Consider the following 14,166-nt stretch of genomic DNA (forward strand, 5'->3'; position numbering starts at 1 on the left):
TGGGACTCAGTCGCCGGAGAGGCGCTCGACCAGCTCGCGCTTGCTGATCTTCCCGACCGCGGTCAGCGGGAACTCGTCGAGCACGACGAGCCGGTCCGGCAGCTTGAAGCGCGCCACGCCGAGCGCGACCAGGTGCGCCTTCAACACCTTGAGCTTGGGCGGCCCCTGCTCGCTCGCGACGATGACGGCGCACACCTGCTCGCCGAGCAGCTCGTCGGGCAGGCCGATCACCGCCGCCTGGGCCACGGCCGGGTGGGCCAGCAGCAGGTCCTCCAGTTCGGTGGCGGGCACCTTCTCGCCGCCGCGGTTGACCACGTCCTTGACGCGGCCCTCCACGACGAGGTGACCGCTGGGCAGCGCCCGCACCAGGTCGCCGGTGCGGAAGAAGCCGTCGGGGGTGAAGACCGTGGCGTTGTACTGCTCGGCCCGGTAGTAGCCGCGCGGGGTGTACGGACCCCGGGTGAGCAGCTCGCCGACGGTGCCGGGGGCCACGTCGTGGCCGTCCTCGTCGACGACGCGGATCTCGTCGTCGGGGCTCAGCGGCCTGCCCTGCGTGGTCTCGACCAGCTCGGCCGGGTCGTCGTCGCGGGTGTAGTTGAGCAGCCCCTCGGCCATGCCGAACACCTGCTGCGCCCGGCACCCCAGCGCCCCCGGGATCGCCCTGGCCAGGTCGGCGTCCATCTTGGCCCCGCCGACCTGCAGCAGCCGCAGGCTCGAGCGGTCGCCCGCCGACCAGGCCGCCGCGTCGACCCACAGCCGGGCCATCGGCGGCACCAGGGCGGTGACGGTGATCCGCTCGCGCTCGACCAGCTCGAAGGCGACGTCCGGACTGGGCGCCGGCGACAGCACGGCCGTGCCGCCGACCCCGAGCACACCCAGCAGACCCGGGCACGCCAACGGGAAGTTGTGCGCCACCGGCAGGCTGACCAGGTAGCGGTCGGCCGCGGTCAGCCCGCAGACCTCGGCGCTGGCCCGGGCGTTGTAGGCGTAGTCGTCGTGTGTGCGGGTGATCAGCTTGGGCCTGCCGGTGGTGCCGCCGGAGATCAGCAGCACCGCCACGTCGCCGGGGTCCACCGGTGGCAGGCCGGCGAGCACCGCGGGGTCACCCGCGACGGTGTCGAACGCGGCGAACCGACCGGGGTCGCCGACGACGAGCACGTGCCCGGCGACCGAAGGGATCTCCCCGGCCAGCTCCCGGTGGTCGAAACCCTGGTGGGTGTCGGGGATGACGTAACCGACGGCGCCGGACAGCTCGGCCAGGTGCGCGATCTCGGTGCGCCGGTGCGCGGGCAGCGCCATGACCGGCACCGCGCCGACCCGGGCCAGCGCGAAGAGCAGGACGACGAACTCCGCGACGTTCGGCAGCTGCACGATCACCCGGTCGCCGCGCCGGATCCCGCGGGCCAGCAGCCCGGCGGCGAGTACGTCGGCCGACCGGTCCAGCTCCCGGTACGAGATCCGCCGCGCCCCGTCGACGACCGCGACGGCGTCCCCGAACCGCTCGGCCCACTCGGTGAGCAGTCCGCCCAGCGCCACCCCGCGCCAGTACCCGATCGCCCGGTACCGCTCCGCCACCTCCGGCGGCCAACCGACCGCCCCGTCGAGCAATGCTCCGTTCACGCCTGCTCCCCCGTTCCGCCTGCCGCGGCGAGCACCTCGGCGTCGCTCATGGACTCGATCTCCCACACCAGTTCGGCCACCGCCTCCAGCCGCCCGGGGCGCTCCTGCGCGCGGACCAACTCGGCGGCGAACCCGGCCACCGTGGGCGCGGCGAACAGCGCCCGCACCGACACCGCGCGGGTGTCGAGCAGCTCGCGCAGGCGGGACACGATGGCGGTGGCGACCACGGAATCCCCGCCCACGGCGAACAACTCCTCGTCGCGGCCGACCCGCGGCAGCCCGAGGACCTGCCGCCAGGCGAGGTCGACGACCTTCTCCAGCGGGGTCTCCGGCCCGGCCGAGTCGTCGCGGGCGGGGTCGCTGACCAGCGCGCTCACCGCCTTGCGATCGACCTTCCCGTTGGTGCTCAACGGAATCGCGTCGAGCAGCGCGATCCGGTCCGGCACCATGTGGGCCGGGACAACACCGCGCAGCCGCCGCGCCAGGGCGGCGAGGTCCGGCCCGTCGTGCGCGGGCACGATCCCGGCGACCAGGCTGGGCCGCGGACCGCCGACGACCGCGGCGACGGCCTCGCGGACCGCCGGATCGGCCAGCAGCGCGGCCTCCACCTCGCCCAGTTCGACCCGGTAGCCCCGGATCTTGACCTGGTCGTCGCGGCGGCCGAGGAACTCGATCGTGCCGTCGTCCTGGTAGCGGGCCACGTCGCCGGTGCGGTACCAGCGCAGCCCCTCGTGGGTGACGAACCGGTCGGCGGTGCGCTCGGGGTCGCCCCGGTACCCGCGCGCGACACCGGCCCCGCCGATCCACAGTTCGCCGGGCACCCAGTCCGGGCAGTCCCGGCCCACCGCGTCGACGACCCGGCACCGCACACCACGCAGCGGCGTGCCGTAGGGCACCGCGTGCCAGTGGTCCGGCACCGGGCCCGCCACCTCGCGCACCGTGGAGTGGATGGCGGTCTCGGTGGTGCCGCCCAGAGCCACGAATCGACAGCCCGGCACTACCGCGGCCAGCCGAGGCGGCAGGTCGACGCCAACCCAGTCTCCGCCGAGCAGCACCAACCGGAGTGAGTCGCCCAGCGCGACACCGGAGACGAGCAGCAGGTCGAGCAACGCGGGCACGCAGTTGAGCACTGTCACGCCGTGCTCGGCGACGAGCTCGGCCCAGGACGTGGCGTCGCGCCGATCGTGCGCCACCGTCACCACGGCGCCACCGACCGACAGCGGGGCGAACAGGTCGAACACCGACAGGTCGAAGTCCAGCGCGGACAACGCCAACGCCCGGTCGCCCGGGCCGATGCCGAACCGCTCGACCAGGTCGTCGATGGTCGACATCGCCGCCCGGTGCGGCACCTCGACGCCCTTGGGCTCGCCGGTCGAGCCGGAGGTGAACAGCACGTACGCCAAGCGTTCCTCGTCACCGAGGACCGGAGCGGACAGCGGGCTGGCCGTCAACGCCTCGGCGATCGTCAGCGCGCCATCGGTCTCCCCGATGAGCACCCGATACCCCGCCAGCGCGGCGATGCGACGCGCGCGGGATTCGGGCTGCTCAACACCGACCGGCACGTACACCGCGCCTGCGGCGAGCACGCCGAGGACCGCCACGACCTGGTCCGGCCCCTTGGGCAGGGTCACCCCCACCGTGTCGCCGGGCCGCACACCGCGCTCCACGAGCGTGGCCGCCACCCGCAACGCGCGGTCGGCCAGTTCCGCGTAAGAGATCCGCTCACCCCCGAGCACCGCGGGCGCATGCGGCGTTTCGGCCGCGCGCGCGAAGAACCCCTCGTGTAGCAGCCTTCCGCTGCGCGGCCCGTCGGTGGCGTTAACCGCCGCCCGTCGTTGCCGCTGCGCCGCGGGGAGGAGGTCGGGGACTGGCGTCGCCCAGGCGTCCGAGTCCGCGGCGAGCGCGTGCACGAGCTCGGCGAAGGCGGTGAACATCGCGTCCACGACACCGTCGGCGAACTCCTCGTCGCGGGAGTCCCAGTTGACCAGCAGGCCGCCGTCGAGCTCAGTCACCTGGGCGTCGAGCAGCACCTGCGGGCCCTGCGAGATGATCCACACCGCGTCGCCGAAGCACCGCCGGGCACCCTCGTCGAACAGCTCACCCAGGCTCAGCGCACTGGTGAACACCACCGGTGCCAACACCTGCTCGCCGCGCAGCCGGGTCAGGTCGCGCAGCACCTCGACGCCGGTGTGGTCGGCGTGCGCGGCGTCGGCGTGCATCCGGGACTGGACCAGCGCGGCCCGGTCGGCGAACGACGCCCGCCGCGACAGGTCGATCTCCAGCAGCACGGAACTGGTGAAGTCGCCGACGAGCGCGGGCACGTCCGGGTGCACCGGCTCGCGGTCGAAGAGCGGGACGTTGATCAAGAACCGGGGGTCGGCACTCCAGTGGCCGATGGTCTCGGCGAACGCGGTGGCCACGGCCATCGCGGGCGTGATGCCGTGCGCCCGCGCCCGTTCGGCCAGCGCGCGCCGCTGCTCGGGCGAGAGCGTCGTGGCCCGGCGCGCGACACGGGGAACACCGGTGGACGGGCGAACCGCGGCAGGCAGGTCAGGCGCGCCAGGCAGGTTGGGCAGGCGTTCGCGCCACCACTGGGCGGACTCCCGCGCGGCGTCCCGCCGAGCGAGTGGGCGCGCGGCCCGGTACTGCCGGTAGCTGTAGGCGGGCGCGGGTCGGACCACCTCGGGTCGGGCGTAGCTCTCGGCGAGATCGGCGAGCATGATCCGGTAGCTGACCGCGTCCGCGGCCACCATGTCGACGTCGAGGTGCAGGCGGGTGCGCCCCTCGGGCAGCAGCGTCAGCTGGGTCGCGAAGACCTCGCCCGACTCGATGTCGAGCAACCGGTGCGAGTTTCCCTCGCGGATCGTTGCCAGGTGGGCGGACCGCTCGTCCTCGGTGAGCGCGCGCAGGTCGTGCACGACCAGTCCGCGCCAGCCCGAGGTCGCCGCGATGCGCTGCCGCCCGTTGTCGGTGACGACGACGCGCAGCATCTCGTGGCGGGCGACGAGCGCCTCGATCGCGGCGCGCAGCCGGTCCGGGTCGACGCCGTGGCCGTCGAACTCGGTGTAGAGGTGCGCGGCGACGCCGCCGAGGCGGTGGCTGGGGGTCCGGCCGACCCAGTAGGCGTGTTGCAGCACGGCGAGGTCGAAGGTCTCATCGACCGGACCGGCGGAATCGGCCGAGTCAGCGGGCTCCTCGGTGGGCTCGGCGATGGGCTCGGCGGTGACGTGGGCAGGTGCCTGTTCAGTGGGCGCGCGCTCGACGAGCAGCTTCGACCACCCGTCCAGCGTCGGGTTCCCGGCCAGCTCGGCGAAGTTCACCTCGATGCCCGCCCGGCGCCAGGTGCCCACCATCCGCATCAGCGCGATGGACTCCAAGCCGAGCTCGAACAGGTTGGCGTGCGCGTCGATCGCCTCGGGCTCCTCGTCGGTCAGCTCGGCCACGACGTGCCGCAGCCCCGCCACCGTCGAGACTGGAGCCATCGGAGCCATCGGAGCCACCGGGGCCACCGATGTGGTCTCCGCAGAGACCGCGTTCGCCGGGACCAGGAAGCGGGAGATGCTGCGCAGCTTCTCGCGCGTCTCCTCCAGTTCGCGGTCCGGAGTGGACAGACCGACGATGCCCGCGCCCGCGCGCAGCCAGGTCCGCCCGTCCTGGGTGAACACCGTGCGCAACACCAGCGCCGCGTCCAAACCGCCGTCGGCGTCGACAGCCAGCACCGCGCCGCTGTAGAGGCCGCGCGGCTGCTCGTGCCGGGAGATCAGCTCCAAGCCCTCCGGCTTCGGGATGCCGGAGGCGGTGATCGCGGGGAACAGCGCGGCGAAGGCCTGCCAGGGCCCGTTGCCGTCGGCGAGCTCGCCGCCCACCCGGGAGGCCAGGTGCTGGACGCTGCCGCGCTCCTTGACCGTCATGAACTCCTGGACGCCCACCGAGCCCGGGCGGCACAGCGCGCGCAGCTCGTCCTGGGCCAGCCGGACCGAGATCGCGTGCTCGTAGACCTCCTTGGGGTCGCCGAGCAGCTCCACGCGCCCGGCCAGGTCGCCCGCGGCGTCGCCGACCAGTTTGCGGGTGCCCGCCAACGGCTGGGTGGACACCGTGCCGTCGGCGGCGACCTCCACCACCGTCTCCGGGCTGAACCCGGCGGCCCGGAGACCGCCGAGGTCGAGCAGGAACGACCGGGCCGGGGTGTTGCCGCGCCTGCCCACCACGTAGGTGGCGACGAGGTCGACCGGCACCGGCACCGGCACGACCCGGGACAGGATGACCTTCTGCAGCTGGTCGGCCCGGATCTCGGCGACCGCCGCAGCGACGACCTCGCGGTAGTGCGGGTCGTCGCCGTCGGCCAGGTCAAACCCGACCCTCGGCGCACCCCACGCCTCCGCCGGGGCGCCCAGCGCCCGCTCGAGCCGGTCGAGCTCCCCCTCGTCCGGCCCGAGGAGCTCGGCCCGCCCGCCCTGGAACCGGACCTCCGCCGACGGCACCACCAGGTGCAGCAGCGGTCCGTCGCCCGCGGCCTCGGCCGCGCCGTGCAGCAGGTGCGCCAACTCGAACGCGGCCCAGCCGTAGGCCCGCCGCCACGGCACCGGCAGCTCGGCGAGCAGGGTGGCCACCTGGGCCATCGGGTCGGCCGAGAGCGGCGCGGCGCGCACCAGGCCGCCGTGGGTGACGGTGATCTCGTGCCGGGTCACGCGCAGTTCGGCCACGACGCCGGAGGCGAACGTCCAGCACCCGCCGCGCTCGTAGACGACGAACGGTCCCTCCGCCCGGCGCGCCAGGCCTGCCGCCGCGGCCAGCGGGTCGGCCACCTCGGCCGGGTGGGTGCGCGTGATCCACTGGTGGACGGTCATCCGCGGCGCTCCACCGCGGCGACCAGGCTCGCGGGCCGCAGGTCGGTCCAGTGGTGCTCGATGTAGTCCACACAGGACTGCCGGCTCGCGTTGCCGTGCGCGACCGCCCAGCCCGCGGGCACCTCCGCGAACGCGGGCCACAGCGAGTACTGGCCCTCGGTGTTGACCAGGGCGTGGAACTCGCCGTTCTCGTCGTCGAAGGGGTTGCCGGACATCTGCGAGAACCTCCAGGGGACCAGGTGGGCATGCTCGATCGACCGGCCACCACGGGCGACCGGTCGACGGACGGGAGAACTCGGGGTCGGCTACTCGGCGGGCGCGCGCGTGGGCACGCCGCGGGAGGGATCACCGAACGTCGACATGCGACCGCGCACCATGACCACTCCCGAGCTTAGGTAAGGCTAAACTTGCTTCTACTAGAATGTAGAAGCAGGTCACGCCGTGTCAAGGGTGCGAGACCCTGCGCACGGTGAAGTCCTCGCGCCGCGACGGAAAAGCGCGCCTTCTCAGCGCGCCGACGCCAGCGACAGCAGCTCGTGGAGGTCGTAGACGCACTCGCCGGTCCACACCACGGTGCCCACGGCCAGCGCGACCGGGATCAGGCCCGGCCAGCGCAGACCGCCGATCGGTGCCATCAGCGCCGAGACCCGCCGCGGGACGGCCCCCGGCGCGGACCCCAGCGCGGCGGGCAGGCCGCGCCCCAGGGCGCCGCGGCCGGACCGCGTGGCGGCCAACGCCGCGACGCCGATGGCGCGGGCGACGCGGCGGCGGTCGCCCAGTTCGCGCGCGGCCGCCTCGTCGGCGGCGCGTTCGACCAGGAAGGCGACCTTGCGCGCGACCGGCCACAGCACGGGGTGGGCGGTGGCGGCGTGCCTGCTCAGCCAGACCAGGCGGTGGTGCTCACCCGCCAGGTGGGCGCGCTCGTGGGCGATCACCGTCGCGCGCTGGTCCGCGTCGAGGACGTCGAGCATCCCGGTGGTGACGACCACCCGCCCGGGGCGGCCCGGCAGCGCGAACGCCTCGATCCGCTCGTCGTCGACCGTCACGACATCGCCGTCGGGTTCGAGCCAGTCGACCTCGGCGCGGGCCGCGCGCACCAGGCGGCGCCGCCGGGTCCACCGCACGGCCACGACCAGCACGGCGGCGCACGCCCACACCGCCGACACCCAGGACACCCACGGTACGTGTGCGGTGTCGGCGACGACCACCGCCGCCGACCAGTCCCCCAGCGCCGCGACCGCGGGCAGCTCGGCCAGCGCCTTGAGCCCGAAGACGACCAGGTTCACCGTGCTCGCGCAGGCCGCGACCACCGCCGACCAGGCGAACACCCGGGCCGCGAGATCCGGCCGCAGCCGGTCGGCGAACAGCCAGGCGCCGAGCAGCACCAGGACCGGGGTCGCCAGGACGGACCAGGCGAAGTGGTCGAACACGCGAACCTCCCGTGTGGATGATCAAGTGTGCCACGCCACCCCCGCACCACCTCCCACCAGCGGAGGTACGATCCGGCCCGTGCCCAACGCGCCCGCCGGACCGCCCTCCCGACGCCTCCCCGGCGCCTTGGCGGCCGAGGTCCTCCGGGTGCTCGGCGAGGCCGCCACGGCGCTGACCCCGGCCGAGGTGCGCGACCGGCTCGACCCCAGCGGCACGCTCTCCTACAGCACCGTCGTGACCACCCTGACCCGCCTGCACGACAAGCACCTGGCCACCCGCGTCCGCGACGGCCGCGCCTACCGCTACTCCGCCACCGCCGACCCGTCCGCCCTCACCGCGTGGCGGATGGGCAAGCTGCTGGAGAGCGAGCCGGACCGCGCCTCGGTGCTGACCAGGTTCGTCAGCGCCCTGGCCGAGGACGACGAACAACTCCTCCGCGGACTCCTGGACAAACTCGACGACTGACCGACCCGCCCCCGACCCGCACGCCCTGACCTGGTGCCGAGTCCGGCCCAGTCGCGGAGACGGTGCGGTGGCCCCGCAGGCACCGCAGGCGTGGCCAAGACCGGCCTGGTGCTCAAGAGCCGGGCTTGGGAGGGGCGGACCCGCGGGCGTGAGGCCCACCCGGGCCCCCGAGCTCCTGCCGAACGCCCGGCATGGCCTCGGCGGGCCGACCCGCCCCCAACTCGGCTTCCGGTGATCGTCACCCGCCGACGCGGAGGTAGTGGCCCCAGTAGCCCTGCCAGGGGCCGTAGTGGCTGGCGAGCCTGGTGAACTCCGCCTCGTCGACCGGGTGGCCGTAGACCTTGCTCGCGGCCCGCAGGCCCTCGCGGTCCGGGGCCATGCGCTCCATCCGGCCCAGCCCCCGGATCAGGATGAACGTGGCCGACCACGGCCCGACGCCCGGCAGCGCCTGGAGCGCCGCCTGGACCTCGTCGTAGTCGCCGGTGCGCAGGAACGCCTCGTCGAGGTCGGCCCACCGGGGCAGCCCCCGGTACAGGTATCCGGCTTTCCGCTCGTTGCCGATGAGTCCGAAGAGGACGTCCTGGTCGAGTGACAGCAACTGTTCCAGGTCAGGAAACGCCGCGAAGGCCGTGCCCGCCACCGTGATCTTGTTGTCGAAGTGCGACACCAGCGCCTGCTTCATCCCACGAGCCACCGGCAGCGGCACGCGTTGGCACAGCAGGGCCCAGCAGAACAGCTCCAACGGGGATGGGAACTTCACCTGGTGATAGCCGCGCAACCGCCGGGCGATACCCGCGAACGGCGCGTCGTGCTCGGCCAACGCGTAGAACTCGCCCAGGTCGTCGGCCAGTCCCAGCTGGAAGCTGACCCGGTCGGCGACCACGGCGACGGTCTTGTCGGTGATCTCGCCCGCGGACTCCAGCTCGCAGGCCAACCCACCGTCCGAGGCGGACAGTCGGGCGCCGACCACCACCCCGTTCGCCCGTACAGCCTGGACCAGGACGTCGTCGCTCGCGCCCTGCTCCCCCACCATGGCAGGGAAACCCCGGATGAACCGCAGGCTCGCGCCGAAGTCGAACGGCGCGACCGCGGGCAACACGGTACGGGCGTGCCCAGCCGACCCGTCCACAGTGTTCCGGTCCACATTGTCCTGACCCACAGTGTCCTGATCCACACGGCCCTCCTCGGCTGTCGAGCTCACGCACCTTCCGAGGATGCCTCACCCCACCGACATTCTCGTCGACCCGGACGGGTGGAGGTCAGCGGTGCCAGCCCAGGGCTGGGGCGACTGTCTCGACGAGGTCGGTGAGGAGTCGGACGTTGGCGGGCAGCGCGAACGCGGGCGGGAGGAAGAGGACGACCTCGTCGGCGGCGGCCAGACCGGGATCGGCCAAGACCGCCTCGGTGACCTCGTCCGGCGTGCCGTGGAAGACCGGGCTGATGCGGACGCCCGCTGGCAGGTCCGCGGTCACGACCGGGGTCAACGCGCCCTTGGGCCGCGAAGAGGCCATGCCCTCGGTGCGCCGTTGCAGGTCGTAGGCGGCGTAGGTGTCCCGCAGCGCGGCGGTCGTGCCGGGCAGGATGGAGGCTGCCACGGCGACCGGGGGCGGCTCGGTCTGGTGCTTGTCGCGCCACGTGGTGCGGTAGGCCTCGATGATCCGGGCCTGGTACTGCCCGAAGGTCTCGCCCTCGGCCAGGTCGTGCAGCACGGTCCCGGTCATCAGCCCGATGCCGAGTTCGGCGGCCCGGACCGCCGAGCCCAGGCTGGCCGCGCCCTGGCGGATACGGGCCCGCAGGCCGGGGTTGTGCGGGGTGACCTTGAGCTCGGTCCCCACCGGCGCGCCCTGGCCCGGCCCGTCGACGATGTGCAGGGTCTCCCCGCCGACCGCAGCCAGGAACCGCTGCTGCCTGCGCTCGGCCTCGGCGCGGGTGTCGGTGTCGACCGCGCCGAAGATCGCGTCCCAGGTGGCGTTGGCGCCGGTGGCCACGGTCAGCTCCAGGCGACCGCCGACCAGGAGGTCGGTGGTGCCCGCGGCCTCGGCCAGCAGGATCGGGTCCTGGTAGCGCATGGGCAGGACGGCGGTCCCGAGCGAGACGCGGTGCGTGTGCTGCCCCACGGCGGCGAGGAACGGCAGCGGCGAGGACAGGTAGTGGTCGAAGTGCCGCTGGTAGACCCAGCCGGACTGGTAGCCCAGCGCCTCGGCGGCCTCGAACAGCTCGATACCGTCGCGCAGACCCCGCGCCGGACCCGCGTCGTCGCTGAACGACACCCGGGTGTTGAAGCCGAGCCGCTGCTTGGGGCGGAAGGGGACGGTGGTCACGACGCTCCATTCGCGACGGTCGGGCGCGGCGCCGGGATCGACTCGACGAGCGCCCGGGTGTAGGGCTGCCGGGGGTTGTCGAAGACCGTCGCGACCGGGCCGCCCTCGACGACGCGACCCCGGTGCACGACCGAGACGGTGTGCGCGAGCTGGCGCACCAGCGCCAGGTCGTGCGAGACGAACACGTAGGTCAGGCCGAGCTCGGCCTGCAGCGACAGCAGCACCTCGACGATGCCCGCCTGGACGCTGACGTCGAGCGCCGAGGTCGGCTCGTCGAGCACGATCACGTCCGGTCGCAGCACCAGCGACCGGGCGAGGGCGACCCGTTGCCGCTGACCACCGGAGAGAGCCGCGGGCCTGCGGGAGAGTAGGTGCGCACCCAGCCCGACGGAGTCGAGCGCCGCGCGCACCCGCTCGGCCCGCTCCTGCCGGGTCCCGACGCCGAAGCGGTCGAGCGACTCCCCGACCAGGCGCTTGACTGTCCACTTCGGATCGAGCGAGGTGAACGGGTTCTGGTAGACCAGTTGCAGGTGCCTGCGGATCGAGCGCAGGGACGCGTGCGACCGGCCGGTCACCTCCTCGCCCGCCACCTTGATGCTGCCGCTGTCGGGCTCCTCCAGCCCGAGCAGCAGCCGGATGGTGGTCGTCTTGCCCGAGCCGGACTCCCCCACCAGCGCGTGGGTGGTGCCCGGCTCGACGACGAACGACACGTCGTCCACGGCGGTCAACGCGCGGCCCTCGACGGTGAACGTCTTGGTCACCCCGCTGACCTCGATCTTGGGCGGGCCGCTCTCCCGGACCCGGTCGCGCAGGTGCCGGTAGCGGTCGGGGTTGAGCGCGGGCACGTCGCCGTGCAGCTTGCGGGCGTACTCCGAGGTGGGCGCGGAGAACACCACCGCGGTGGCACCCGCCTCCTGCACGACACCGTCCTTGAGGACCACCAGGGAGTCGGCCCGCTCAGCGGCGATCGCCAGGTCGTGGGTGATCAGCAGCAGGCTGATGTCCAGGTCCTGGCGCAGCCGCGACAGCAGGTCGAGGATGCGCTTCTGGATGGTGACGTCCAGCGCCGAGGTCGGCTCGTCGGCGACGATCAGCGCGGGCCGCGGCAGCACGGTGAGTCCGATGAGGACGCGCTGGAGCATGCCCCCGGACAGCTGGTGCGGGTAGGAGTCGTGGACCCGGCGCGGGTCGTCCAGCCCCACCTGGGCGAACGTCTCCAGGATCAGGTCCTTGCGCTCGGCCGGGTTCAGCTCGCCGAGCAGGGCGGCGGCCTCCCTCGCCTGGGCGCCGATCGTGCGGACCGGGTTGAGCGAGTTGCCGGGGTCCTGCGGTACGAACCCGATCCGCCTGCCGCGCAGCGGGCGGAACCGCCGCTCGGACAACGAGAGGACGTCGTGGCCGTCGAACTCCACCCGACCGGTCGCCCGGCCCAGGCCGCGCGGCAGCAGGCGCAGCACCGCGCGGGCGATGGTCGACTTGCCGGAGCCGGACTCGCCGATGAGCGCCAGGCTCTCGCCCCGCCGCAGCCCGAAGCCCACGTCGGTGACCACCTGGTTGTCGCCGTAGGCGACGGAGAGGCCCTCGACCCGCAGCAGGTCGGGGGTCGCCGCGGGGGTCTCGACCCGGTCGAGGGTCAGTCGGTCTTGCGGAGCCATCGGCTGATCCTGTTCACGGAGAGGACGGTGGCGATCATGACGAGGGCGGGGGCGTAGATCAGCCACGGCGCCAGCGGGTAGTCCTTGCCCACCGAGATGAGCAGGCCCCAGTCCGAGGCGGGCGGCGGGTCGCCGTAGCCGAGGAACGCCAGGCTGGCGATGATCAGGATCGAGTACCCGAACTGGAGCACCGCGAGGGTGAGCACCGAGCGGGAGGCGTTGGGGAGCACGTGGCGGGTGAGGATGTGCCACCGCGACCCACCCTGCAGGTAGGCGGCCTCGACGAAGACGGCCCGGCCGGTCTTGAGCACCTCCGACCGCATCACCCTGGCGAAGATGCCCACCGCCGAGACACCGGTGGCGATGGCGGCGTTGGTGGTCTCGAAGCCCAGCGAGCTGACCACGATGACGGCGAGCAGGAACTCCGGGATCGCCAGGAACACGTCGACCAGCCGGGCGAGCACGGTGTCGGTCCAGCCGCCGACGAACCCGGCGACCAGCCCGATCAGGCCGCCGACCAAGACCGCGATGGCCACCGCGATCAGCGCGCTGCTCACCGAGGACGCGCTGCCGTGCACGACCCGCGCGAACAGGTCGCGGCCCAGGTGGTCGGTGCCGAACCAGTGCGCGCCGCTCGGCCCGAGGAACTTGTCCGCGGGCACGCCGACGGCCGGGTCGTGGCTGGTGAACAGGCCGGGCACGACCGACCAGAGCAGCACGAACGCCACCAGCGCGAACGAGATGACGACCGCGGGTGGGACCCGGCGGACCGCCGAACGCCGGAGCGCGGTCGTGGAGACGACAGGGGCGGGGGCGGGGGCGGTCACGGCGCGACCACCTCCGCCAGGTCGCGCGGCTCCGGTCGGGCGGCCGAGGTCGTGCCGCCGAGCCGCACCCGGGGGTCGAGCAGCGGGTACACCAGGTCGGCGACCAGGTTCACCACGACGAACACGATCGCCGCCAGCGTCACGATCGCCTGCAGCACCGGGAGGTCCTGGGTGGTCACCGACCGCTCGACCAGGCTGCCGATGCCGGTGCGCCCGAAGATCTGCTCGGTGATGACCGCCCCGCCGAGCAGCTCGCCGACGGTCAGCGCGATCACCGTGACCACCGGCAGCGACGACGGCTTGAGCAGGTGCCGCAGGAACAGCCGGGTCCGGCCCAGGCCGCGGGAGCGGGCGACCGAGGCGTACTCCTCCCCCGCCTCGTGGTCGAGGTTGGCGATGAGCACCTCGGTCACCCGCGCCGAGACCGGGATGCCCAGGGCGACGGCGGCGAAGAAGGTCGCCAGGCCGCCCTCGGAGTCGATCACCTGGAACAGCCCCAGCTGGAAGGCGAACACGTTGATCAGCACCAGGCCGATCACGAAGTTCGGCATGGACAGGAACAGCGACGGGAAGGCCCGCAGCAGCCGCCCGACCCGCCTGGGCAGGTACTGCGCGCCGAAGGCGGTGCCGAACGCGAGTACCAGGGCCACCCCCAGCGCCGAGAGCGCCAGGACCACAGTGGAGCCGAGCACCTCGCCCACCTGCCGGGTCACCGGCAGGCCCGAGCGCAGCGAGACCCCGAGGTCGCCCACCACGAACCGGGACAACGACGACCACAGCTGGACGTACACCGGTCGGTCGAGCCCGTAGTAGGCCACGATCCGGGTGATCTCCTCCTCGGTGAACCCGTTCTGCGGGTTGCGCAACGTGTTCGTCACCGGATCGCCGGGCAGCACGCTGATCACCACGAAAGTGAACATGTACGCCAGCAGGATGACGACGACGGCCTGCAGGACGCGCCGCAGCGCGTACTTCGCGTAGTCCCGGTTCACGGCGTCCC

Annotated in this window: 10 protein-coding genes; 1 reads left to right on the forward strand and 9 read right to left on the reverse strand. The window is 73.4% G+C overall.

Annotated elements, in window-relative coordinates:
- Positions 1–6: 6 nt before the first annotated feature.
- The 4 genes from QSK30_RS28635 to QSK30_RS28650 form a co-directional block, all read right to left on the reverse strand.
- Positions 7–1,620, reverse strand: a complete 1,614-nt coding sequence (locus QSK30_RS28635; RefSeq protein ID WP_285507506.1) for a (2,3-dihydroxybenzoyl)adenylate synthase — start codon at positions 1,618–1,620, stop codon at positions 7–9.
- Complete coding sequence (locus QSK30_RS28640) at positions 1,617–6,467, reverse strand: salicylate synthase (RefSeq protein ID WP_285507508.1); 4,851 nt, start codon at positions 6,465–6,467, stop codon at positions 1,617–1,619. Before QSK30_RS28640 ends, QSK30_RS28635 begins: the two co-directional genes overlap by 4 nt.
- A complete protein-coding gene (locus QSK30_RS28645) occupies positions 6,464–6,682 on the reverse strand; it encodes an MbtH family protein (protein ID WP_285507510.1) in 219 nt (72 codons plus the stop codon). The genes QSK30_RS28640 and QSK30_RS28645 overlap by 4 nt, the downstream gene beginning before the upstream one ends.
- A 291-nt stretch (positions 6,683–6,973) precedes the next feature.
- Complete coding sequence (locus tag QSK30_RS28650; protein WP_285507512.1) at positions 6,974–7,897, reverse strand: M48 family metalloprotease; 924 nt, start codon at positions 7,895–7,897, stop codon at positions 6,974–6,976.
- Between the two features lie 79 nt (positions 7,898–7,976).
- Between QSK30_RS28650 and QSK30_RS28655 the strand changes: the two genes are divergently transcribed.
- The gene (locus tag QSK30_RS28655; RefSeq protein WP_285507513.1) at positions 7,977–8,363 is read left to right on the forward strand and encodes a BlaI/MecI/CopY family transcriptional regulator; all 387 of its coding nucleotides are present in this window, start codon (positions 7,977–7,979) and stop codon (positions 8,361–8,363) included.
- Positions 8,364–8,601: 238 nt separating this feature from the next.
- Here the strand turns inward: QSK30_RS28655 and QSK30_RS28660 are convergent, their stop codons facing one another.
- The 5 genes from QSK30_RS28660 to QSK30_RS28680 all read right to left on the reverse strand — a co-directional run bounded on the left by QSK30_RS28660 (position 8,602) and on the right by QSK30_RS28680 (position 14,158).
- Positions 8,602–9,537 carry a DNA-3-methyladenine glycosylase family protein gene (locus QSK30_RS28660; RefSeq protein WP_285507514.1) on the reverse strand — a complete coding sequence of 312 codons (936 nt, stop codon included), beginning with the start codon at positions 9,535–9,537 and terminating at the stop codon, positions 8,602–8,604.
- Positions 9,538–9,622: 85 nt separating this feature from the next.
- Positions 9,623–10,684 (reverse strand): LLM class flavin-dependent oxidoreductase, encoded by a 1,062-nt coding sequence (locus QSK30_RS28665; protein WP_285507515.1) that lies wholly within the window; start codon positions 10,682–10,684, stop codon positions 9,623–9,625.
- A complete protein-coding gene (locus QSK30_RS28670; RefSeq protein WP_285507516.1) occupies positions 10,681–12,339 on the reverse strand; it encodes an ABC transporter ATP-binding protein in 1,659 nt (552 codons plus the stop codon). Before QSK30_RS28670 ends, QSK30_RS28665 begins: the two co-directional genes overlap by 4 nt.
- Positions 12,318–13,166, reverse strand: a complete 849-nt coding sequence (locus tag QSK30_RS28675; protein WP_285507518.1) for an ABC transporter permease — start codon at positions 13,164–13,166, stop codon at positions 12,318–12,320. Before QSK30_RS28675 ends, QSK30_RS28670 begins: the two co-directional genes overlap by 22 nt.
- Entirely contained in the window at positions 13,163–14,158 is a 996-nt protein-coding gene (locus QSK30_RS28680; RefSeq protein WP_285507519.1) for an ABC transporter permease, read from the reverse strand. Before QSK30_RS28680 ends, QSK30_RS28675 begins: the two co-directional genes overlap by 4 nt.
- Between the last annotated feature and the right edge of the window lie 8 nt (positions 14,159–14,166).

The organism is Actinokineospora sp. NBRC 105648 (assembly GCF_030269645.1).
GTDB lineage: Bacteria > Actinomycetota > Actinomycetes > Mycobacteriales > Pseudonocardiaceae > Actinokineospora.

Coding starts and splice junctions, on each gene's coding strand:
- QSK30_RS28640 (WP_285507508.1), bottom strand. CDS start 6,467: ATGACCGTCCACCAGTGGATCACGCGCACCCACCCGGCCGAGGTGGCC.
- QSK30_RS28645 (WP_285507510.1), bottom strand. CDS start 6,682: ATGTCCGGCAACCCCTTCGACGACGAGAACGGCGAGTTCCACGCCCTG.
- QSK30_RS28670 (WP_285507516.1), bottom strand. CDS start 12,339: ATGGCTCCGCAAGACCGACTGACCCTCGACCGGGTCGAGACCCCCGCG.